The following is a 22,648-nucleotide window of genomic DNA, read 5'->3' as shown; positions in this document are numbered from 1 at the left end:
AGAGACTTGCTCTTTCAAAACTGAACACGAGTGAGTGTTCGAACCCGAGGGTTCTATTGTGGAAGTTAAACTTCCGATTTGAATGTCTTCATTGCAGAAGACGATTCTCCATAGAAAGGAGGTGATCCAGCCGCACCTTCCGATACGGCTACCTTGTTACGACTTCACCCCAATCATCTACCCCACCTTCGGCGGCTGGCTCCCTTGCGGGTTACCCCACCGACTTCGGGTGTTGTAAACTCTCGTGGTGTGACGGGCGGTGTGTACAAGACCCGGGAACGTATTCACCGCGGCATGCTGATCCGCGATTACTAGCAATTCCGACTTCATGCAGGCGAGTTGCAGCCTGCAATCCGAACTGAGACCGGCTTTGATGGGATTGGCTTCACCTCGCGGTTTCGCTTCCCGTTGTACCGGCCATTGTAGTACGTGTGTAGCCCAGGTCATAAGGGGCATGATGATTTGACGTCATCCCCACCTTCCTCCGGTTTGTCACCGGCAGTCACTCTAGAGTGCCCAACATTACTTGCTGGCAACTAAAGTTAAGGGTTGCGCTCGTTGCGGGACTTAACCCAACATCTCACGACACGAGCTGACGACAACCATGCACCACCTGTCTCCTCTGTCCCGAAGGCCGCCACTATCTCTAGTGGATTCAGAGGGATGTCAAGACCTGGTAAGGTTCTTCGCGTTGCTTCGAATTAAACCACATACTCCACTGCTTGTGCGGGTCCCCGTCAATTCCTTTGAGTTTCAGTCTTGCGACCGTACTCCCCAGGCGGAGTGCTTACTGTGTTAACTTCGGCACCAAGGGTATCGAAACCCCTAACACCTAGCACTCATCGTTTACGGCGTGGACTACCAGGGTATCTAATCCTGTTTGCTCCCCACGCTTTCGCGCCTCAGCGTCAGTTACAGCCCAGAAAGTCGCCTTCGCCACTGGTGTTCCTCCACATATCTACGCATTTCACCGCTACACGTGGAATTCCACTTTCCTCTTCTGTACTCAAGCCACCCAGTTTCCAGTGCGACCTTAGGTTGAGCCCAAGGTTTAAACACCAGACTTAAATAGCCGCCTGCGCGCGCTTTACGCCCAATAATTCCGGACAACGCTTGCCCCCTACGTATTACCGCGGCTGCTGGCACGTAGTTAGCCGGGGCTTTCTTCTCAGGTACCGTCACTCCGATAGCAGTTACTCTACCGGACGTTCTTCCCTGGCAACAGAGCTTTACGATCCGAAAACCTTCATCACTCACGCGGCGTTGCTCCGTCAGGCTTTCGCCCATTGCGGAAGATTCCCTACTGCTGCCTCCCGTAGGAGTCTGGGCCGTGTCTCAGTCCCAGTGTGGCCGTTCACCCTCTCAGGTCGGCTACGCATCGTCGCCTTGGTGGGCCGTTACCCCACCAACTAGCTAATGCGCCGCAGGCCCATCCCTCAGTGACAGATTGCTCCGTCTTTCATTCTTTCTTCAGGAGAAAAAAGAAATTATCCGGTATTAGCTACCGTTTCCGGTAGTTATCCCAGTCTAAGGGGCAGGTTGCCTACGTGTTACTCACCCGTCCGCCGCTAAGTTATTTTGAAAGCAAGCTTTCAAAATAACTCCGCTCGACTTGCATGTATTAGGCACGCCGCCAGCGTTCGTCCTGAGCCAGGATCAAACTCTCCAATTAGTATTGAAAAGAGCGATTGCTCATTTTGAAACATCTGACGAGAAAATTAATTCTCTAATTTTGGATTTCACTTTCGTGATTTCCCACTCACTCGTTGTTCAGTTTTCAAAGATCAATGTCTCATCTTTCGTTGTCGTTGCTTGTCAGCAGCGACCTTTATAATATATCACAGCACCTTTGTTTTCGTCAAGCGTTTTTTTAATTTCTTTTTTCGCTTTACCGTTTCAGCAAGTTGTTAATCAACATCTTGTCCAAAGGGGCGAGACTTAATGTATCATATTTTTTAAACCCACGTCAAGCATTAAAACAAAATTATTCTTAATCCTATTAACATTATCACCCCCGGAAGACCAAGAACCGTTACTGCGCCTATAGTTGCGGGGTTCAAGGGAATATGGACCTGTGTGATCAAACCTGAGAAGTTCACTACGTATATCGCGAGCGCAGCTAGTACCAAATGAGTCCCGAACAGACTAAGCCATCCAAAGCCAAGTTTTTTTCTGAATACAATTAGACTCAGTGACACAACCGATAAGACCAATACTCCCATAGCTATCATTCTAAGCATGTTAATCCCCCTTATATTCTTTTGATTAACGTCTACATCTGACTGCTATTTAATCCCATGCTTTTTGCATGCTTGAGATGTATCTGATATTTGCGCTCTGCCGCCTCCAAAATATATATAGCGTAATCAATCTGATCTTGTCCCAACGCTTCATCAAACATTAGGTATGCTCTCTCCCACTCCAAATGTGCCTTACGTACCTCCAACAATGTTTCCCAGCTCTCAGTATCTTTTTGCCCCTGTTCTTTATCTACTCCCCGCCACAACGAGCTCCACCATCCCATTCCAATTCCTCCTCAGAATAATTTCGATGCAAAATCACATCTCGTTATTCTCATTCATATCGGGATAGGGACAAACTTAGAACAAAAAAAGGAAGCCCAAAGGGCCTCCTTTTGAAAAACACAACTTTAGAGCTACTAGAATAGCTCACGACGGCCTTCCAACGCTTTGGACAAGGTAACCTCGTCGGCATATTCAAGATCGCCACCAACAGGCAAGCCATGGGCTATTCTGGTGATTTTAATCTCAAACGGCCGAACTAGACGAGAGATGTACATCGCCGTTGCCTCACCCTCAATGTTGGGATTGGTCGCCATAATCAGTTCGCTCACTCTTTCATCACTCAGACGAGTCAATAATTCCTTCAAGCGAATATCATCAGGACCTATACCTTCCATAGGCGAAATTGCACCCTGAAGAACGTGGTAATATCCATTAAACTCTTTGGTTCGTTCTATTGCCACCAAATCCTTGGAGTCTTGAATCACACAGATCACTGAAGGATCTCTAGTTTTGTCCTGACATATCTTACATGGGTCCGTATCTGTAATATTACAGCAGACGGAGCAATAATGGAGATTACGTTTGACGCTTACTAGCGCTTTTGCAAAATCAATGACGTCATCCTCTTTCATGTTAAGCACATGAAAAGCTAACCGGGCGGCTGTCTTCGGCCCAATCCCGGGCAAACGAGTAAAAGCATCGATCAGCTTGGCTAGCGGTTCGGGATAATACAAATTAATAATTCTCCTTTAGACTAAAGTGGAGTGTTCGATTAGAACAAGCCTGGGATCTTCATTCCACCTGTGAATTTGCCCATATCATTATTCGCAAGATCTTCAGCCTGGGTCAAAGCATCATTTACTGCAGTGATTACTAAATCCTGCAACATTTCAACATCTTCCGGATCAACAGCTTCTGGTTTAATTTGTATAGACAGCAGTTTTTTGTGGCCATTCACTTGAACTGTAACTACACCGCCACCTGATGAACCCTCAATAACCTTGCCACCGAGCTCTTCTTGAGCTTTAAGCATTTGCTCCTGCATTTTCTTAACTTGCTTCATCATTTGGTTCATATTATTCATACATCGTCTCTCCTTTGGAATGCGCAATTAGCGCTAGTATGCTTACATTACTCTTTTATGACAACAAGGTCTTCTCCAAAGAGCTGGATAGCCTCATCAATCCAAGGTTCAGATTTCGCGTCTGCAGTGTCGTGTTCATGCTCTAACCGCAGTTCTTCTTTGCTGGGCTGTCCCACTGACTTCTGGGCTGCTTCGTTCCAATCGCGTAGCATTATGGTTACCAGTCGGTAAGGTTTACCAAGACGTGCTGCAAGCACATTCTCGATGACCTGTCTGTTTGCCGGTTTCTCAGTAGTATCGCGATGGATCGTATTCTTGAATGCAACAAGCACTGCATCATCCATTACTGATACAGGCTCACCGTCTACAAACCACGCATGGACCGTTACCTTCTCCTCTTTTACCCCTTGCAGGACAAGACTCCACTGTTTATAGATAGCTACAAAATCAGGACTATCCTTACCAGCAATAAACTTATCTACATTTGGAGGCATTTTGGAGGTCGACGAGATTCTTGGCGCAGAGCTTGGAGCCGGATGCGATTTCGCAGAAGAAGCACCATCACGCCCACCTCCGGAAATACCACCTGACTGCAATGCCTGTTCCAGCTTTTTCTCCAGTGCAGCAATCTGTCTCTTGAGCAGATCTAGTTCACCAGAGTCGGCCGCAGGAATATTTACACCTGACCCAGCATTCAATGCACCTAACGGAGCAACAGATGCAGTCTCACTTTCCTGTTGCTGCAAGCTACAAAGCTTCATCAGCGCGACTTCAAACAATGTCTGCGGATGAGTAGCATACTTCATTTCACCTAGGTACTTATTAAGTGTATCTACAATCTGAAACAGACGATCCCGAGAAAATGCGGTGGCCATATCTCTAAATTCGGCGGGATTAAGCACTCGCTCTGTTAGTTGATCGGCCCCGGGTACCATCTTAATCATCAATAAATCACGGAAATAATACATAAGGTTCTCTAGACACTTATCAGCACTCTTACCTTCATGCATAAGCTGTTCAACAAGTTCCAGAAGAAGACCCATATCACCTTCCAAAATGGCAGTCGCAAGACGTGCAAATTGCTCAGAGGGTATCCCTCCGGTCATCCCTAGCACTTGTTCGTACGTAACCTTACCATCTGTAAAAGATGAAATCTGATCCAGCAAACTCACTGCATCGCGCATCCCCCCATCAGAAAGACGGGCAATATACTGCAATGCGTTGACATCGGCTGTAATCCCTTCCTTCTCACAAATAGCGTTTAGATGTGCTGTCTGCTCTTCTAACGCTACTCTTCGGAAGTCAAAACGCTGACAACGAGAGATTATCGTCGCCGGTAATTTATGAGGTTCCGTGGTTGCAAGGATAAACATTGCATGTGACGGTGGTTCCTCCAATGTCTTTAATAGCGCATTAAATGCTTCTGTTGTCAGCATATGCACTTCATCAATAATATACACTTTACGGCGCACCTCGGTAGGTGCATATTTGACCTTATCCCGGAGATCACGAATCTCTTCTACGCCCCGGTTTGATGCCGCGTCTATTTCCTGCACATCCATCACATTACCCGCAGTGATCCGCAGGCAGGAAGGACACTCGTTGCAAGGCTCCGGACCTGGACCTCGTTCACAATTGACCGCCTTAGCTAAGACTTTAGCAGCACTTGTCTTACCAGTTCCCCGCGGACCACTGAACAGATAGGCATGCGAAACCCGCTGTTCACGAATTGCGTTCTGCAGCGTTTGGATAATGTGCTGTTGTCCAACCATGTCTTGAAACGACTGCGGCCGCCAAGCACGGTACAGCGCGATATGTTCCACTATGCATTACCCTCTCTTAGGCTGCCTCTTTCCCGGCATTTGTCGCAAATTTATTATACTATATTCATCGGCTATTGACCAAAAACAAAAAGCATCTTTGCTTGTGGCAAAGATGCTGTTATAAACAGAATTATAAACCGTGCACCTGTTATTGATGGCTACGATCCAAGCGGCAACCCTACATGACTGCTCGGGCTAGGCCACCCTCCGGCACAAGAGTAACTTACTTATGGCTGCTTCCTTCCGGACCTGACCAGGTTCATAAGCACTCATTGCGGAGGACCCAACCGTCAACACAGCCCGTAGGAACCAAGGCCTCACATCGATAGCACCTCTAACAGGAATTCAACCTCGCTACAGCGGATTGCGAGTTACAGGGCACCGCTACCTCCCCGTCTAGCACGGCGTAGATAAGTATAGCTCACGCTCGGACAAAAATCAACTATCACGAAGAAACGACGTTGTCGTCCTATAAATGATGACAAACGTTTCTCGTACAAATATAAGGATTAAGTATAGTGTGAAACCATATATTTGGACATAAAATGAGCCCCTCAGCTATAAAGCTGGGGGCTCGATCTAACCATTAAGCCGCTATGCGACTATTCCAATTAGATACCATATTTCTTCTTGAATTTATCAACGCGACCGCCGGCATCCAGGAACTTCTGCTTGCCAGTGAAGAAAGGGTGGCAGCTGGAGCAAATTTCAACACGAAGCTCTTGTTTAACAGAGCCAGCTTCGAAAGAGTTGCCACACGCGCAGGTTACCTTAGTTAAGTTATACTTTGGTTGAATTGCTGCTTGCATTTTGAATTTCACCTCTCATGCCCTAGGCCTCATGCGGACCCAGAGTTATATGATTACACTGTGGTATTTTAGCACGAAAAATTCAATTGGGCAATATGTTTCATTGGTAATTCGTTGGTACATATACTCTGTTATATATTGAGTTGCCGTTGCTTTGCCCGAGCCAAATCCGCTGGTGGTACATGCGTGTAAGAGCCAATAACAACATCCGGCAATTCGTCCCGGAAAATTTCTAGCATAGTCTTCATGCCGAGAATTTCACCCTTAGCAGGGGGAATCAATTCCAAATAACTCTCTGGATCAATGTTCAGATTACGCATCTGAATAAGCTTCAGATCCGTTCGTCTTACGAACTCCACCATCGCTTCAATCTCTTCCTCGCGATCTGTCACTCCAGGGAATATCAGGTAATTAATCGATGTATAGACACCCTTCGAGGCGGCATATATCAAAGATTTCTCTACATTAGCCAATGTGTAACCGCGGGGTTTGTAATATGCATTATAGTGGTCATCAAGAGCACTTATTGTGCTGACACGCATCAAATCAAGCCCAGCATCAACGATCCCACGAATATGATCACTTAATCCGGCATTGGTATTAATGTTGATGTAACCCATGTCGGTAATTGAACGAACTTCTCGAATAGCTTCTATAATAAGCTTAGCCTGCGTAGAAGGCTCCCCTTCACAACCTTGTCCAAAGCTGATGATCGATTCAGGTGTCTTCAAATGTTCCAGCATAACTTGTGAAATTTCATTGACCGTAGGCCGGAAATTCATCCGAGTCTGTGGAGAGACAAAGCCACTATCATCTGGTTGTTCAGATATACATCCAAAACATCCGGCATTACATGAATAAGAGACAGGTACACCACCCTCCCAACGTCCTAAAAACGTATTAGAGGAAGTGAGGCATTCATAGCCAAGCGCACAATTAGAAAGATGCTCATAGAGACGGTTATCAGGATATTTGGCTGTTAGTTCACCAACACTGACTTCTAGGTCTTCTTTATCACAGTTCAGCGGGTTCCATTTCTCCGGATTATCCGTGGGATCTGCTGCAACATAGAATCCCCCATCCTTCCACACTACAGCCGAATAACCAAACAGAGGAAGCTTATAAGACTTGTCCGTCTTAACATAACCAGGAAGACACAGACGAGTGTAACCCTGAGGCAGTAGCGCCCCTACAGCCTGCGAGCCTTCTGGCATCGACATCATTTCACCCGTCTCAGGATCCATTCCCACCGCCCGCGTATTAGGCAAACCCACGAGTGTAGCGCCTTCAGGTAGCGGAATTAACTCTTCCTCCAGCATTTCAACGATCATATCCCCACTACGGGCTAGCCCGTACAGCTCAGAATGATCATATACGTTTCCTTGCCCGTCGGCATATACCAAATACATGTTAGTCTCCTCTTATTATCAATTCTCAAGTTGTAGGTACTGAAGAAGTCTTCGCCCGTGTTGTGCGACGAGCAGCCGTACCACTGTTGGAAGTGCCACCGCTACTTGCGGTTCCATTTGGCGATTGTTTAGCTCCCGCAACGTCAAACGATGCCAAGAATTCAGCATTAGTCTTCGTATCACGCAGCTTTTTAATGAATCCCTCCACGAAATCGTAGGATTCATTCATGTTTTTGCGAATCGCCCAGATCGTATCGAGCTCTTCTTTGCTCAAGAGCACTTCTTCTCGACGTGTACCTGAACGACGAATATCAATAGCAGGAAATATACGACGTTCCGCCAATTTGCGGTCCAAATGAAGCTCCATATTACCTGTACCCTTAAACTCTTCATAAATAATATCATCCATACGCGATCCGGTATCAATTAATGCAGTTGCCAAAATAGTCAGTGAGCCGCCTTCTTCCACATTCCGCGCAGAGCCAAAAAACCGTTTCGGCCGGTGAAAGGCTGCTGGGTCAATCCCCCCACTAAGTGTGCGTCCAGATGGCGGAACCACAAGATTATACGCACGTGCCAGACGGGTAATGCTATCTAAAAGAATAACTACATCCTTCTTGTGCTCAACTAAACGAAGAGCCCTTTGCAACACAAGTTCGGCCACTTTAATATGATTCTCTGGAAGCTCATCAAACGTCGATGCAACCACTTCGCCTTTTACAGAACGCTGCATATCGGTTACTTCTTCGGGACGTTCATCTATCAGCAATACAAAGAGCTCAATCTCAGGATTATTAGTGGAAATACTATTGGCAATTTCTTTCAAGAGGAGCGTTTTTCCTGCTTTAGGAGGTGCTACAATCAAACCCCGCTGCCCCAAACCTACAGGAGCGAGCAAATCCATTATTCGGGTAGACAAATGAGTAGGGGATGTTTCAAGCGGTAGCTTGTCTTGCGGATAAAGTGGTGTTAATGCTGGAAAATGAAGACGTTCCGCTGCGCTAGCAGGGTTCTCACCATTAACGGCATTGACTTGAAGCAGGCCAAAATATCGTTCATTTTCTTTCGGGGTCCGGCATTTCCCAGACACAAGATCTCCGCTTCTGAGATCAAATTTCCGAATTTGTGAGGCTGAGATATAAATATCTTCAGCGCTGGGCAAATAGTTAATCGGCCTTAGAAATCCATAGCCCTCAGGTAGAATTTCCAGTACGCCTTCCATAAACATGAGACCGCTCTGCTCTGCCTGTGCCCGAAGGATCGCAAAGATCAGTTCCCGTTTCTTCAGCTGTCCGTAATAAGGGATCTGGTATTTCTTGGCCAGCTTATACAGCTCGGTCAGCTTCATTTCTTCCAAATCGGAAATTTGAAGATCCATGTAATAACCACCTATTCAATTTTTAAATGAGTTCGCCCTAGTCTATCTACTAGGCAAATTAATGAGTCTATTAAAATGCTCATTAGGATATTAATACCCAATTTGGAAGGAAATATGCGGTAAATTAGCAAATAAAAACTCCTTCCAAACGGGATATCCTAATTTATTCGTTCTCACGCCAAACATGAGCACCAAGTTGACGAAGGTTGCTAACTAAATTATCATACCCACGATCAATATACTCTACACCGGTCACCTCGGTAATTCCATCCTCTACCGTCAACCCAGCAATGACAAGGGCAGCACCTGCCCGCAAATCAGTCGCTTTCACTTTTGCAGCATTAAGCTTACCACCCTCAATAATTGCAGAACGGCCTTCAACGCGAATTTTCGCGCCCATTCGTACCAATTCTGGCACATGCTTAAAGCGGTTGCTGTAGACAAAATCGCTAAGCACACTAACACCTTCTGCCTGCGTCAACATACTTGTCATGGGAGATTGTAAATCTGTAGGGAAGCCAGGATAGGTCAGCGCTTTGACATCTGCGCGCTCATATTTGGTTCTACCTATAACGCGGATACTTTCGTCAAGCTCTTCAATATCAACGCCCATCTCTAAAAGCTTGGCCGTTAAAGCTTCCAAGTGCTTAGGAATAACGTTATCTATTAACACATTACCACGCGTAGCCGCAGCGGCAATCATATATGTTCCTGCTTGAATCCGATCGGGAATAATGGAGTGACGGCAACCGTGCATCTCCGAGACCCCTTCGATTCTAATGGTTTCTGTACCAGCGCCTTTAATAACAGCGCCCATAGAGTTCAATAGGGTTGCTACATCTATAATCTCAGGCTCTTTAGCCGCATTTTCAATAATTGTGGAGCCTTTGGCACGTGATGCCGCCAGCATGATGTTAATAGTGGCACCTACGCTTGATACGTCTAAATAAATCTTCGCACCGCGTAGCTCTTTTGCATATAAGTGAATAGAACCATGTTCGTTGGTAACTGTTGCTCCCAGTGCCTCGAATCCCTTGATATGCTGATCGATTGGACGAGGTTCGAAATTACAACCACCAGGAAGACCTATTGTCGCTTCTTTGAATCTTCCAAGCAGAGCTCCCATCATATAATATGAAGCTCGAAGTTTCTTAACCGGACCATTAGGCATGGGTATAGAGACAATACGCGAAGGGTCAATTCTCATCTGGTTGCCTGACCAAGATACACTTGCGCCAAGCTCTTGCAAGATGTCGGAGTAAACGGCTACATCACTAAGGGACGGTAAATTATCCAGAACAACTTCAGATTCGGCCAAAATCGCCGCAGGAATAAGTGCAATAGCACTATTCTTTGCTCCACTGATGGTTACAACGCCCTCCAGCGGACGTCCACCGCCAATCATTAATTTTTCCATAGATTTATCAATTTCCCCCTACGTGTATTGCAGCTGGGTGGGCAATACGTGCTGTGGACTTTTAGTGATGAAAATGGAAAGACACCGGCTAAGCGGTGTGCTTTCCTCATCAAACTATTCAACTGGGCAGAGCTACACCCTGCCCTTTTACAAATTGCTTGTCCACCTATGGCGGAAGCTAACAATGATTAGGCTTTGTTGTTGGATCCAAATTCGCGAATTTTACCGATAACGGTTTCTTTGATCGCATCGCGACCTGGTACGATAAATGTACGTGGATCGTAAGCATCAGGTTTAGCAGCTAGAACTTCACGAACAACTTTTGCAAACACGATTTGGTTCTCAGTGTTTACGTTGATTTTGGAAGTACCCAGAGAGATAGCTTTCTTGATGTCATGTTCAGGAATACCTGTACCACCATGAAGAACCATTGGGATGTTAGTAGCGTCACGGATTTCTTCCATTTCTTTGAATCCGAGGTTAGGCTCGCCAAGGTAAGGTCCGTGAACGGAACCAAGTGCAGGAGCCAAAGTGTCGATACCTGTTTCTTTAACAATACGTACGCACTCATCAAGCTTAGCATACATGATGCCGCCGATAACGTCGTCTTCTTGTCCACCAACAGTACCTACTTCTGCTTCTACAGAAACACCTTTAGCGTGAGCATATTCAACGACTTTTTTAGTCATTTCAATGTTCTCATCAATTGGGTGGTGGGAACCGTCGATCATTACGGATGTAAATCCAGCATCAATTGCTGCTTTACATTTATCAAAGCTAGATCCATGGTCAAGATGGATAGCTACAGGAACTGTGATATTCATGTCAATAATTAGACCTTCTACCATCTTAACAACAGTAGTGAAGCCGCCCATGTGACGTGCTGCGCCTTCGGATACACCAAGGATTACTGGTGATTTTTCTTGTTCAGCGGCACCAAGAATAGCTTGTGTCCACTCCAAGTTGTTAATGTTGTACTGACCTACTGCATATTTTCCTTCAAGTGCTTTGTTCAACATGTCTGTCATAGATACTAATGGCATGGTTTCATCCTCCTAAGAATGTTGGTTGGCTATGTTTTTAAACCGACATCACATACAGGCTTATTATAACACATCCTGAGTCAAATACTAAATAGGGTAAACAAAAAAATGTCCCGGTGGGACGATTTTCACCCAGCCCATATAGCAATTAACTCAGCCTATTTATAATCACCATCACCAAATAGGATCGATACAGAAATCGTCTCTTTAACTACACTGATCTACAGACTTATTGTGAAGATGCATATTGACCGCTACCCGCATTTCGTCTATGTCAAATGGCTTTGTAAAATGCATCAATGCGCCTAGCTTGGTTGCTTCCTTAATCATATCCAGCTCCCCGTAAGCCGTCATCATGATAACTTTAATGGACGGATTCAACTCTTTCAGATGCTTCAGAATCTCGAGTCCATCCATTCCCGGAATTTTCATATCGAGCAGGACCAAGTCGGGAGACTCGCAGCGAACAATGTCTAATGCCAATTTTCCGTTAGCTGCTTGAAATGTTGTATATCCTTCGCTATTGAACACTTCCATAAGAAGAATCCGGATCCCATTCTGATCATCGACAATTAACACTTTCTTTTTATCCATATAACACCCTCCCAGAGATTAAGGCAGATTGACTATACCGCGCTCTACACAGCTAACGGCCCCTTCAGAAACTAACTCCATACGAAACCTATTATTCGTGCTTCACTGCCCAAATCCTTCTAATTGGATAAAATGGGTAAATAAAGAGTCAAACTGCAGTTATGTCAGTTACAAAACTCTTCAAATGGATAAACAAGCATAAACGCCTTCGGCGTCCTTATAAGGACGGTAAGCGTTTAAGCGAGAAATATTAGACATAAAGGATAGGTGAACAACTTATACTTTCTAATAGTTTAAAAAAAGAGCCTCCAACAGGAGGCTCTTCAGGTTTGTCAAGAACCCATAGGTTCTGATTATGTTTACAAAATTACTGCTGTTCGGAATGATTCAAAGAAGCTTTGACAAATTCGCGGAACAACGGTTGTGGACGGTTCGGACGTGAAGTGAATTCCGGATGGAATTGAACCGACAAGAACCAAGGATGTCCCGGAAGTTCTACAATCTCAACTAAACGGCCATCTGGAGAGGATCCGGAAATGACCAGACCTGCTTTTTCAATCTCATCGCGGTACGTATTGTTGAACTCATACCGGTGACGGTGACGCTCGTATACCAGTTCATCATCGTAGCAAGACATTGCCAGGGAACCCGGAAGAATCTTACAAGGATACAAACCAAGACGCATGGTGCCACCCATATCTTCAATATCTTTCTGCTCAGGAAGCAGATCGATCAGTGGATATGGTGTGTTTGGATCGATTTCGGAGCTATTCGCGCCTTGTAGACCAAGAATAGAGCGACCATATTCGATTACGGAAACTTGCATACCTAGGCAAATTCCGAAGAAAGGTATCAATTTCTCACGGGCATAACGAATTGCGGAGATTTTACCTTCAATTCCCCGATCACCGAAACCACCAGGAACTAGAATACCGCCAACACCACGCAGCATTTCGTCCACGTTCTCATCTGTTATTTCCTCTGCATTCACCCAGCGAAGTTTAACTTCTGCATTGGAAGCAAAACCTGCGTGTGAAAGTGATTCTACAACACTCAAATAAGCGTCATGCAGGGCTACATACTTACCTACAATCGCTATTTCCACTGTCTTCTCTAGCTTCTGAATCCGCTCAAGCATACTTTCCCATTCACGCATATCTGGCGCAGGTGTTGTAAGCTTCAAATGATTGACAACGATCTCGTCCAATCCTTCATCACGAAGATTCAACGGAACTTCATATAACGTTGAAGCATCGCGGCATTCCACAACAGCATTAGCATCAATATCGCAAAAGAGTGCTATCTTCGCTTTCATATCTGCGGAAAGCTCATATTCCGTACGGCACACGATGACATTTGGTTGAATACCGATACTGCGCAGCTCTTTAACGCTGTGTTGTGTCGGCTTCGTCTTCACTTCTCCAGCAGCCTTGATATAAGGAATCAAGGTTACGTGGATATACATCACATTTTCCCGTCCAATATCACTCTTGATTTGGCGAATGGCTTCTAGGAACGGAAGACTTTCAATATCACCTACGGTTCCACCAATCTCTGTGATTACAACATCAGAGTTGGTCTCGCGGCCTGCGCGGAACACGCGTTCTTTGATCTCATTCGTAATGTGTGGGATAACTTGTACAGTTCCGCCCAAGTACTCTCCACGACGTTCCTTGCTAATTACGGATGAATAGATCTTACCTGTCGTCACATTGTTGTTCTTTGACAGATTAATATCAATAAACCGTTCATAGTGCCCAAGGTCAAGGTCAGTCTCCGCACCGTCATCTGTTACGAATACTTCACCGTGCTGATAAGGACTCATCGTTCCAGGGTCTACGTTAAGATACGGATCAAATTTCTGAATCGTTACCTTTAGACCTCTGTTCTTGAGCAGCCTGCCCAGCGAAGCGGCGGTAATGCCTTTGCCCAGGGAAGACACAACGCCACCCGTTACAAAAATATACTTTGTCACTGTAAAACCCTCCTAAATAAAGTCCAGACATAAAAGCGGCGCATGGTGTTTATCGTAACCCGTTTTACTATCATCAAAACAGGGGAAATCAAAAGTTTGATCCACCGAGGAAAACATAAAGCGTCGTCCCTCGAATTACATAAAACTACAGCTACTTTGCATCTAAAAAAACAAAAAAGTGACACCCGTAGAACCGGGGCACTTTTTATTTTAAAAAACGCGTTTATTAACTTACATGATAAGCCCATGCAATAGTTTACTCTGACGATCCCCCACTGTCAAGGGAGGAATTATACCATTGGCAAGACTCTTTGAAATTATTTATCTTACTCGTCAGCCTCGGCATCTTCATCAGAGTCATCTTCTGCATCATCTTCGTCTGTGTCATCTTCGTCTATGTCATCTTCATCGATCACGACATCTTCGTCGACTTCTTCTTCGCTGTCGTCGTCGGAATAGAGGTCATCGCGATCTTCGTCGATAGCGTCGAAATCCTCTTCTTCAGCAGCGTAGTTTTCTTCTTCTTCAGCAAAGTCGTCATCTTCCAAATCATCGTCTTCATCGTTGATGATACGCACGCGTTTGGTGTTACCAACCGGATCATCAGAGCGCTCTAGAGGATACCAGCGTTTCAATCCCCAAAGGTTGGTTCCGACACAGGCAAAACGCCCGTCAATGTTAATCTCGGTATATAACTGGGCAATAGTATCTTGGCTTTGTTGATCAGTCATGCCGCGTAGCTTGGCTACCTCGACCATCAGATCACGGTAATAATACGGCGTATTGGCCGCCTTAAGCACTAGAAAAGCCAAATCCACCATCGGCATTTCTTTAACTTTCTCAGGGTCCAGCTTTAAATTGAGTGGCGTACTCACTAAAGGACACTTCCTCTCACGCATTGTTCACATTACGGTTTATTTCAATAATATCCATTAACAAAACTAAGTAAAACCTATTTGACAACAAATTGCAAGTCAAAAGCAGTAACAGCCCAGCAGAAATAGCCTCTAGGCTGTTATCCATACCAGAAACCTGTCTCCATCTCTGAAGAAAGATAAAATTCAAAGCATATGTAGAGTATGAAACTTATACTTACTTTTTTATAAAAAAAGGCGGAGGAAATCCTCCGCGCATGACTGTATCCACGCCAAGGATCGGCTCCTTACGTGATGTTACAAAGAGAGTGTTAATCTCTTCTGTCTATTTTATGTAAAGCGCCGTCTTTTGACACGATGGGCAGCCCATTTCGTTAAAAAAGGGCAAGTTCCCATTCGGACCCCCTCTTCCACTCATACAATATGGCAGCAGTGCACCGAGGAGGGGACAGCGAAACCTATGGACTATCACAAATTTTGGCACATGCTTCTTGAAGAAATATCGCTTGCCCCCAACAATGGTGAGCGGCGTATTCTTACCTTCAATGATCCCCGCCAGTATGCCGGAGCATTAACACAATGGAAGGCTCTGAAAGCGAAGCAGCCCGAGCTGCGGCAAGTGCAAGTATCTACGCTGATTCGGGCCTTCTTTGTGCCTGCTGCCGGAGCTGGAAAACTAATGAGCCGATTTGCAGACCTCCTAAATGTCGAAGAGGATCTACAAATACAAATCCATTCCATAGCTAACGAAAAGAGCGGAACGGCCACACTCCCTTGGGGGGTGAAAGCCATTCATGCTCCTCAGGCATGGTCCAAATCAACCGGAGTTCATGTCAAAATCGGCGTAATTGACACAGGTGCTGATTACCGCCATCCCGATCTGAAGCATTCATTAGCCACTGGGGTCAACCTACTACACCGCGGAATGTTACCGCTGGATGATAATGGACACGGGACTCACATCGCCGGCACTCTAGCTGCGGCAGGAGGCACACGCGGTATGATGGGGGTGGCGCCGCGAGCGCTGCTATATCCAGTTAAGGCCTTTGATCATAGCGGATCTGCATATGTATCAGATATTGTGCTGGGCATTGATTGGTGCGTACAGAACAGAATCGATATCATCAATATGAGCTTCGGAATGAAGACTAGAAGCAAGGCGCTTCACAATGTGGTTATAAAAGCGTACCGAGCCGGAATCGCTATCATCGCCTCCTCCGGCAATGATGGTAAACGTGGCGGGGACTACCCGGCACGTTATCCTGAGACGATTGCCGTGGGCGCCATCGATAAAAGACATCGTGTTGCTGGATTCAGCAACCGCGGTTCTTATATCGATGTATACGGCCCCGGCGAAGGCGTGCACTCCTGTTGGCTGAAGGAGGGCTACAAAGAGATGAGCGGCACCTCCATGGCGACCTCGCATGTCACGGGAGCCGCTGCACTGCTGCTCGCGCTGCGACCGGGCCTCTCGCCAAGGGAGCTGAAGCTGCTCTTGCGCCGCACCGCGTCCCCGGTGCGGCTACGTAAGGGGCAGCGGCGCGCATCCCTTGGCGGCGGCGCTGCCGATGCCCTACGCCTGCTGAAAGCAGGAGCAAGGGCCAAGCGGGCGGTCTCCGCGAACGTGTAGACCCCACCCGGGCACCGGGTGGGTCACTCTGACGTGAGCGCAGCTTGTGCCGGTGCGAAGAACGGCACAAAATAGAATCCGCCTTCCAGGAAACCGGAAGGCGGATTTTTTGTCGTATGGTGTTGAATTACATGCGATCCGGTGCAGAAACACCGACAAGACGTAGGACATTAGCAATGGTGGTACGCGCAGCTCCAAGCAGCGCAAGACGTGCCACGGTTTGAGCGGCATCCTCAGTGATTACACGTTCAGCTTTGTAATAACTGTGGAAAATAGCAGCCAGCTCATATACATAACGGATAAGGCGATGTGGAGCATAACCTTCAGCCGTAACAGCGATTTCTGCTGGGAGCTCACCAATTTTGCGCAGCAGATCATATTCATGCACTGCTGTCAGCTTGGTGAAGTCAATCTCAGCGTAATCAGGAATGGAGATCCCTTGCTCCTCTGCCTGACGGAAGATACTGCAAATACGCGCATGCGCATATTGAACGTAGAATACAGGATTCTCGTTAGAAGTAGAGATCGCCAAATCCATATCGAAATCAAGATGAGAATCCATGCTACGCATGGTGAAGAAATAACGAATCGCATCGATTCCTACTTCCTCCATCAAATCTTCCATCGTAATCGCTTTGCCGGTACGCTTGGACATTTTAACCTTTTCACCATTCTGGAACAGACTGACCATCTGAGCAATTAGAACCACTAACTTCTCAGGATCATTGCCAAGTGCTGACATCGCCGCTTTCATCCGCGGAATATAGCCATGGTGATCAGCACCCCAAATGTTAATCATTTTATCATAGCCGCGGCCATACTTATCGCTGTGATAAGCAATGTCCGGCGTAAGGTAGGTGTATGTGCCATCGTTCTTAATCAGAACGCGGTCTTTATCATCGCCATACTTAGTCGTTTGCAGCCAGGTTGCCCCATCCTGCTCATATACTTCTCCACGATCACGAAGCTCGTCTAGCGAGCGCAGCACTTCGCCATTCTCATACAGCGAAGTCTCACTGTACCAGATATCAAAGTTTACGCGGAATAGACCCAGATCGCGTTTGATTTTATCGAGTTCTTTATTAAGTCCATAGGTACGGAAAAAAGCTGCACGCTCACTAGGGCTCATCTCGAGCAGTGTGTCGCCTTTTTCAGCCACAAGTTCTTTGGCAAATCCCTTAATATCCTCGCCATGGTAACCGTCTTCAGGCATCTCTGCTTCTTGACCCAGCTCCTGCAGGTACCGAGTCTCAATGGATTTACACAGATTAGCCACTTGGTTACCCGCATCATTAATGTAATATTCGCGTGTGACCTGATAGCCTGCATAATCGAGCACGTTGCAAAGCGCGTCGCCGACAGCAGCACCACGAGCATGTCCTAAATGAAGGCTACCCGTTGGATTGGCGCTGACGAACTCCACTTCAACCTTCTGTCCTTGACCGACGTTAATACGACCATAATCATCACCCTGCTCAGCAACAAGGCTGATGATTGGGTACAAATAGTTCTTGGACAACGTAAAGTTAATAAATCCTGGTCCGGCAATCTCAGCTTTCTCAATAGAAGCGCTGCTAGTATCCAGATGCGCTATAATTGCCTCAGCAATCTGGCGCGGGTTACGCTTTGCAATTTTGGTCAGCTGCATAGCAGCGTTCGTAGCCAAATCACCATGCGCCTTATCTCTTGGTACTTCCAGTACGATATCAGGAACCTCTTCCGGTGCAACAATCCCTGCATTCACAATTGCATCAGCAATGGCTTCTTTTACCCGTTCATTTACAAGCTCCAACGGATTCTTTCTCTGTGTCATAATTTCGGTTCCTCCTGTATATGCAAACTAATAGCAAACTTTCCTGACAATTCCTCGTAAACGTACAAATCATATTCCCATGCAACCGTTAGGGAACGCCCTTCGCGCACCACGTCCAGCTTGTTCGTTTCTGTAGAAAGATTAAACTGTGTATATGGCGAACGATAAAATCCCGGCAGACGCCGTCCGGATTGAAAGCTCTGTTCCGACTGTATCCCACCGTGGCGGATTAGCTTTAGCTGATTGCCTGCAATCTTTATCGTTGTACGAACAGAAATTTCCTCTCCTCGAGGGCCCTGCTCTAACTCTTCATATTGAATATATAGATGCGGTCCTTTGGATACTACCTCTCCATTCGCTTTCATAACATTTCGCTGACCATCTTGAAGGCTCACGAGCGTGATAGAGACGTCATATTTGTCAGACTGTAGTTCGGGCATCACACGTTCCTCCATTCTGCAAGCCTCTGCATTCTGCATAAGAAAAACGTCTATCGTGAAACTTAAACATTTTTATATTTAATCAAAGGCCTATTCGCTTTCCCATTGTACACTATATCCAGTTCAAAGAAGCATTTCAATCTCAGAATCCATTAGATCTAGCTTAGCTCATAAAATTTTACCATATTGATGGATAAAAGCACACTTGGAACATGTAGTAAAACTGTACACAAGTGCAACCAACTTCATAGTCACAAAAAACGGTTCCCTTAGGAACCGTTTAGAGGACTAAACGCTATGCTCACTACCTTTTCTAACTCACCAATTACAAGGACAAAATTTTCAACGAGAATCTAAGTTGCCAAGAAGCACCGCCATCTTTAGTTACATATAACGATGAATAATCGCGTTCGCGAACGGCTAGCCAACCTTCTTTATTACTAGTGAACGAGATTACCCCATCATACCCAGCAATCGCCGGAAGATTGGTCCACTGCTTGCCATCGTTATATGATCGCCCTACCGCTACTTTTTCCGCTGCGTCGGAATACCCCACCAAGAAGGCCGTATTGTTCCCTACCAGCTCCAAATTTCCCGGTCTGCCAGACGCAGGCCCTTTATTTACTACAGCTTTTCCGCTACCCGGAGCAGGCCCTCCCCCAGCAGTTTCCTGAGCAATCACTCTATTCCAGCTTTTACCCTTATTCGTACTTGTATATAAGGAGTATGAGGTTTGACTCATCCCTGAGCCGCCATAGAGAACCACATCAACTTGATCTCCCTTTGCAGTGATTTGCCCATACTCAGGATCGGAAAAGGCTGCCTTCAACGATAAGCTCCAAGTTTTTCCACCATCTATAGTCTTCATTACCCGGTAGCCGGTTCTAGGCACAGTCACAACGGCCCAGCCGGTATTACGATCACTGAAATAAGTACCGCGTGTATTGGATGGGGTTGAAATCTTAATCCAGCTAAGTCCCCCGTCCTTGGTGTAATACGTTGATGCCCTGTTATACCCGAAACCAATCTTACTATCGATAAAATCGATTCTTTCAAAGCTAACAGCTTTATTCGAAAGTCTTTTCCATTCTGAACCGCCATTAGAGGTCCCGATTAAATATCGGGCTTGACCCTCTTCTACAGAAGCAAGGGCAAAACCATGCACGTTATCGGGAAAATCAAACTGCTTAAAGCTCCATTGGCCTTCATAAATCTCTTGAAAATTGCAGCCTCCATTAGAAGTGCCAATCATAAATCCATTGCCTGCTGCTCGTCCGATATCTCCATTCAAAAACTGAACATCAGAAAAGGTAAGCGGTGTGGATACATCTCCTGAATGCTTGTTTTGAAGAGACTGTAGTAGCCCATGATCTCCAGTGCCACAAGCCGTTGGTGTAGCCGATGCCGCAGCATGTACAGAAGAAGCTGATGCTCCCCAGCCTGAAACCATTATTAGCGTCGCCGAAAGGGCGGTTATTGTCGTTCTGTGAATCTTTTTCGTCCAGTTCATAGTGATCCCTCCTAATGTATATATACCCTCACTTTCAATCTCTACTCTTTTATACCGCCTGAAGCGCGCATGATCCACCATTCAATAGTCACAAAATGGAAACAGTTTGTCATCTTCAATTTAAATCACCTTTGGCGATAGTCCCTTTAACAGGTCACCTAGTTATACAATGAATATCCTTCCAGTTCCTTTCCCATAATACAAGGAGAAGGGAGTCTGGTGCCATGACACGTGAATCAACGAATCCACCCAAACGAAAAAGCCGCTTCCGCCGTTTATTCCGGCTGCTGGTAGCCATGATTATATTGTTTCTACTGACCGCGGGAGCTCTGCTCGGTTACCTATACCAAAAGGATCTCCCCCCCATAGGCGATGATGTGCGCTCCAAGCTATATGACTCCAGAGACAATATTCTTGCCACCTTTACCTCAGACGGTCGTAGCCGTGATCCAGTAAAGTTAAATCAAATTTCTCCCCTGCTTATTGAAGCTACACTGGCCGTCGAGGACCGTAAGTTTTATGAGCACACCGGATTCGATATGAAGGGGATGGCGCGGGCCGTGCTCGTCAATTTGGAAGAGGGAAACCGAACACAAGGGGCTAGTACGCTAACTCAGCAGCTCGCGAGAAATCTCTATCTATCCCACGAGAAGACATGGACGCGCAAGGCTAAAGAAGCCTTGTATACGATGCAGCTCGAGATGAAATACAGCAAAGATGAAATCTTGAACATGTATTTAAATAACATCTACTATGGTCATGGTGCCTATGGCATTGAAGCAGCCTCTCAGATGTATTTTGGTAAATCTGCAGCAGATTTAGACTTGGCAGAGAGTACCATGCTAGCTGGGATTCCAAAAGGACCGACCTATTATTCGCCGTACAATCATTTAAACAACGCTAAAAAACGGCAAAAAATCATTTTGACCGTCATGACTAATTTAGGAGAAATCACACAAGAAGAAGCGGGACAGGCTGTTCAGAAGGATTTGAACTTAAAACCACAAGGCCAGAAGGATACCACTGTGGCTGCACCTTATTTCAGGGATTATATCCGCAATCTGGCCACAGAATCTCTTCACATCAGCAGTGATGAGTTAGAACAAGGCGGACTAAATGTTTACACTACCCTTGACCCTGACATGCAGCATGCCGCAGAACATGCGGTCGACCAGGAGATGGATCAAAAGAGTGATCTGGAGACTGCTCTTGTATCTATCGATCCTCGCACTGGCTACATTAAAGCAATGGTCGGCGGAAAAAATTATCGTACCAACCAATACAATCATGCTCTGGCCACCACACGCCAGCCTGGCTCGTCCTTTAAGCCGATCATGTATTTAGCCGCCCTCTCCTCCAAAGAGATGACTGGCCTTTCCGTTTTCAAAAGCCAGCCAACGATGTTCCATTATGATAACAATCGCAAAACCTACCAGCCTCGGAACTTCGGAGATAAGTATCTGGGCGAGATCAACATGCGGCAAGCTATTGCAGCATCCGACAATATCTATGCTGTGAATACGATCATGAAGATCGGCGCGGATAAAGTGAGCGAGATGGCAGCCAAGATGGGTATTGACAGTCCGCTTCAAAGCGTGCCATCACTGGCACTCGGCACCTCACCGATCAGTCCCCTAGAAATGGCTTCAGCTTTCGCTGTTATTGGAAACAGTGGTCAGAAAATGCCAACCACAGCCATTCTAAAAATAACGGATTCAAATGGTATGGTGCTGTACGAAGCACCACAGCCAAAGGGTGAAGCCGTTGTAGATCCATCTGCAGCCTATGTATTGACCCGTTTAATGGAGGGGGTATTTGAGACTGGGGGGACAGGAAATCGCGTAGCTTCTATAATCAAACGTCCGGTAGCCGGCAAGACCGGAACTACGGATACAGACGGTTGGATGGTAGGTTTCACCCCCGAGTTATCCACTGCCGTTTGGGTTGGATATGACAAGGGGCGCGATATCGCAACTACCGACGGTCGACGCGCAGCTCCAATTTTCGCAGAGTTTACTGAAAAAGCGCTGGAAAATATCCCGCCTAAGATTTTTCCCATTCCAGATGGCGTGGTCAGCGTATACATCAATCCGCAGTCCGGCAAGCTAGCTACAGCAGCCTGTCCCGAAAAAGAACTAGAGACTTTCATTAGTGGAACTGAGCCTACCAAATACTGTGATCAACACGGTAAAGGTCCCGCCGTCGATGATGCACAAAGCAAAGTAGATCCTGCTGAAGAAAGTCGTTCCCTGTGGAACAATATTAAACGCTGGTGGTTGAATTAACCTCTTCATTTATTGAAGAGGTTTTTCTTTTTTATTAC

Annotated in this window: 19 protein-coding genes, 1 rRNA gene and 1 other RNA gene; 3 read left to right on the top strand and 18 right to left on the bottom strand. The window is 46.1% G+C overall.

The window, feature by feature from the left end:
• Positions 1–114: 114 nt before the first annotated feature.
• From MHH52_RS00710 to MHH52_RS00660, 11 genes are all read right to left on the bottom strand, one after another.
• Positions 115–1,672 (bottom strand): 16S ribosomal RNA (locus tag MHH52_RS00710).
• Positions 1,673–1,973: 301 nt separating this feature from the next.
• The gene (locus MHH52_RS00705) at positions 1,974–2,240 is read right to left on the bottom strand and encodes a pro-sigmaK processing inhibitor BofA family protein (protein ID WP_340006033.1); all 267 of its coding nucleotides are present in this window, start codon (positions 2,238–2,240) and stop codon (positions 1,974–1,976) included.
• A gap of 32 nt (positions 2,241–2,272) precedes the next feature.
• Complete coding sequence (locus tag MHH52_RS00700) at positions 2,273–2,524, bottom strand: hypothetical protein (protein ID WP_340006031.1); 252 nt, start codon at positions 2,522–2,524, stop codon at positions 2,273–2,275.
• Between the two features lie 135 nt (positions 2,525–2,659).
• Complete coding sequence (recR, locus tag MHH52_RS00695) at positions 2,660–3,259, bottom strand: recombination mediator RecR (protein WP_042123249.1); 600 nt, start codon at positions 3,257–3,259, stop codon at positions 2,660–2,662.
• 38 nt (positions 3,260–3,297) lie between these two features.
• On the bottom strand, positions 3,298–3,609 hold the full coding sequence (locus MHH52_RS00690; protein WP_042183982.1) for a YbaB/EbfC family nucleoid-associated protein: 312 nt from the start codon (positions 3,607–3,609) through the stop codon (positions 3,298–3,300).
• A gap of 47 nt (positions 3,610–3,656) precedes the next feature.
• The gene (gene dnaX, locus MHH52_RS00685) at positions 3,657–5,432 is read right to left on the bottom strand and encodes a DNA polymerase III subunit gamma/tau (RefSeq protein ID WP_340006030.1); all 1,776 of its coding nucleotides are present in this window, start codon (positions 5,430–5,432) and stop codon (positions 3,657–3,659) included.
• 137 nt (positions 5,433–5,569) lie between these two features.
• Positions 5,570–5,837: signal recognition particle sRNA large type (gene ffs / locus MHH52_RS00680), an RNA gene on the bottom strand.
• Between the two features lie 206 nt (positions 5,838–6,043).
• On the bottom strand, positions 6,044–6,241 hold the full coding sequence (gene rpmE, locus MHH52_RS00675) for a 50S ribosomal protein L31 (RefSeq protein ID WP_042123239.1): 198 nt from the start codon (positions 6,239–6,241) through the stop codon (positions 6,044–6,046).
• A gap of 131 nt (positions 6,242–6,372) precedes the next feature.
• Entirely contained in the window at positions 6,373–7,650 is a 1,278-nt protein-coding gene (locus MHH52_RS00670; protein WP_340006029.1) for a radical SAM protein, read from the bottom strand.
• 25 nt (positions 7,651–7,675) lie between these two features.
• Positions 7,676–9,028: a transcription termination factor Rho gene (gene rho, locus MHH52_RS00665; protein ID WP_042123234.1), complete on the bottom strand. Its 1,353-nt coding sequence runs from the start codon at positions 9,026–9,028 to the stop codon at positions 7,676–7,678.
• A gap of 163 nt (positions 9,029–9,191) precedes the next feature.
• Positions 9,192–10,445 carry a UDP-N-acetylglucosamine 1-carboxyvinyltransferase gene (locus MHH52_RS00660; protein ID WP_340006028.1) on the bottom strand — a complete coding sequence of 418 codons (1,254 nt, stop codon included), beginning with the start codon at positions 10,443–10,445 and terminating at the stop codon, positions 9,192–9,194.
• Positions 10,446–10,493: 48 nt separating this feature from the next.
• Here MHH52_RS00660 and MHH52_RS00655 point away from each other — a divergent pair, with 48 nt between their 5' ends.
• On the top strand, positions 10,494–10,637 hold the full coding sequence (locus MHH52_RS00655; protein WP_340006027.1) for a hypothetical protein: 144 nt from the start codon (positions 10,494–10,496) through the stop codon (positions 10,635–10,637).
• Here MHH52_RS00655 and fba read toward each other — a convergent pair.
• From fba to rpoE, 4 genes are all read right to left on the bottom strand, one after another.
• A complete protein-coding gene (gene fba, locus MHH52_RS00650) occupies positions 10,634–11,488 on the bottom strand; it encodes a class II fructose-1,6-bisphosphate aldolase (protein WP_313641713.1) in 855 nt (284 codons plus the stop codon). The two genes, MHH52_RS00655 and fba, sit on opposite strands and share 4 nt — an antisense overlap.
• Before the next feature lie 207 nt (positions 11,489–11,695).
• Positions 11,696–12,082: a response regulator gene (locus tag MHH52_RS00645; RefSeq protein ID WP_313641719.1), complete on the bottom strand. Its 387-nt coding sequence runs from the start codon at positions 12,080–12,082 to the stop codon at positions 11,696–11,698.
• Between the two features lie 367 nt (positions 12,083–12,449).
• Positions 12,450–14,057, bottom strand: a complete 1,608-nt coding sequence (locus MHH52_RS00640) for a CTP synthase (RefSeq protein ID WP_340006026.1) — start codon at positions 14,055–14,057, stop codon at positions 12,450–12,452.
• Between the two features lie 326 nt (positions 14,058–14,383).
• Entirely contained in the window at positions 14,384–14,932 is a 549-nt protein-coding gene (gene rpoE / locus MHH52_RS00635; protein WP_042123225.1) for a DNA-directed RNA polymerase subunit delta, read from the bottom strand.
• 460 nt (positions 14,933–15,392) lie between these two features.
• Between rpoE and MHH52_RS00630 the strand changes: the two genes are divergently transcribed.
• Complete coding sequence (locus MHH52_RS00630; protein ID WP_340009429.1) at positions 15,393–16,562, top strand: S8 family peptidase; 1,170 nt, start codon at positions 15,393–15,395, stop codon at positions 16,560–16,562.
• Between the two features lie 127 nt (positions 16,563–16,689).
• Here the strand turns inward: MHH52_RS00630 and argS are convergent, their stop codons facing one another.
• The 3 genes from argS to MHH52_RS00615 all read right to left on the bottom strand — a co-directional run bounded on the left by argS (position 16,690) and on the right by MHH52_RS00615 (position 20,325).
• A complete protein-coding gene (gene argS, locus MHH52_RS00625) occupies positions 16,690–18,375 on the bottom strand; it encodes an arginine--tRNA ligase (RefSeq protein WP_340006024.1) in 1,686 nt (561 codons plus the stop codon).
• Positions 18,372–18,815: a DUF1934 domain-containing protein gene (locus tag MHH52_RS00620; protein WP_340006023.1), complete on the bottom strand. Its 444-nt coding sequence runs from the start codon at positions 18,813–18,815 to the stop codon at positions 18,372–18,374. Before MHH52_RS00620 ends, argS begins: the two co-directional genes overlap by 4 nt.
• A 325-nt stretch (positions 18,816–19,140) precedes the next feature.
• Positions 19,141–20,325, bottom strand: coding sequence for a hypothetical protein (locus MHH52_RS00615; protein WP_340006022.1), 1,185 nt, complete (start codon positions 20,323–20,325; stop codon positions 19,141–19,143).
• Between the two features lie 224 nt (positions 20,326–20,549).
• Here MHH52_RS00615 and MHH52_RS00610 point away from each other — a divergent pair, with 224 nt between their 5' ends.
• A complete protein-coding gene (locus MHH52_RS00610) occupies positions 20,550–22,610 on the top strand; it encodes a PBP1A family penicillin-binding protein (protein ID WP_340006020.1) in 2,061 nt (686 codons plus the stop codon).
• Positions 22,611–22,648: the final 38 nt, after the last annotated feature.

The sequence above is a fragment of the Paenibacillus sp. FSL K6-0276 genome (genome assembly GCF_037977235.1).
Classification (GTDB): Bacteria; Bacillota; Bacilli; order Paenibacillales; family Paenibacillaceae; genus Paenibacillus_AQ.
The sequence above is the reverse complement of the archived record's forward strand: the minus strand, read 5'-3'. Positions and strand labels throughout refer to the sequence as shown.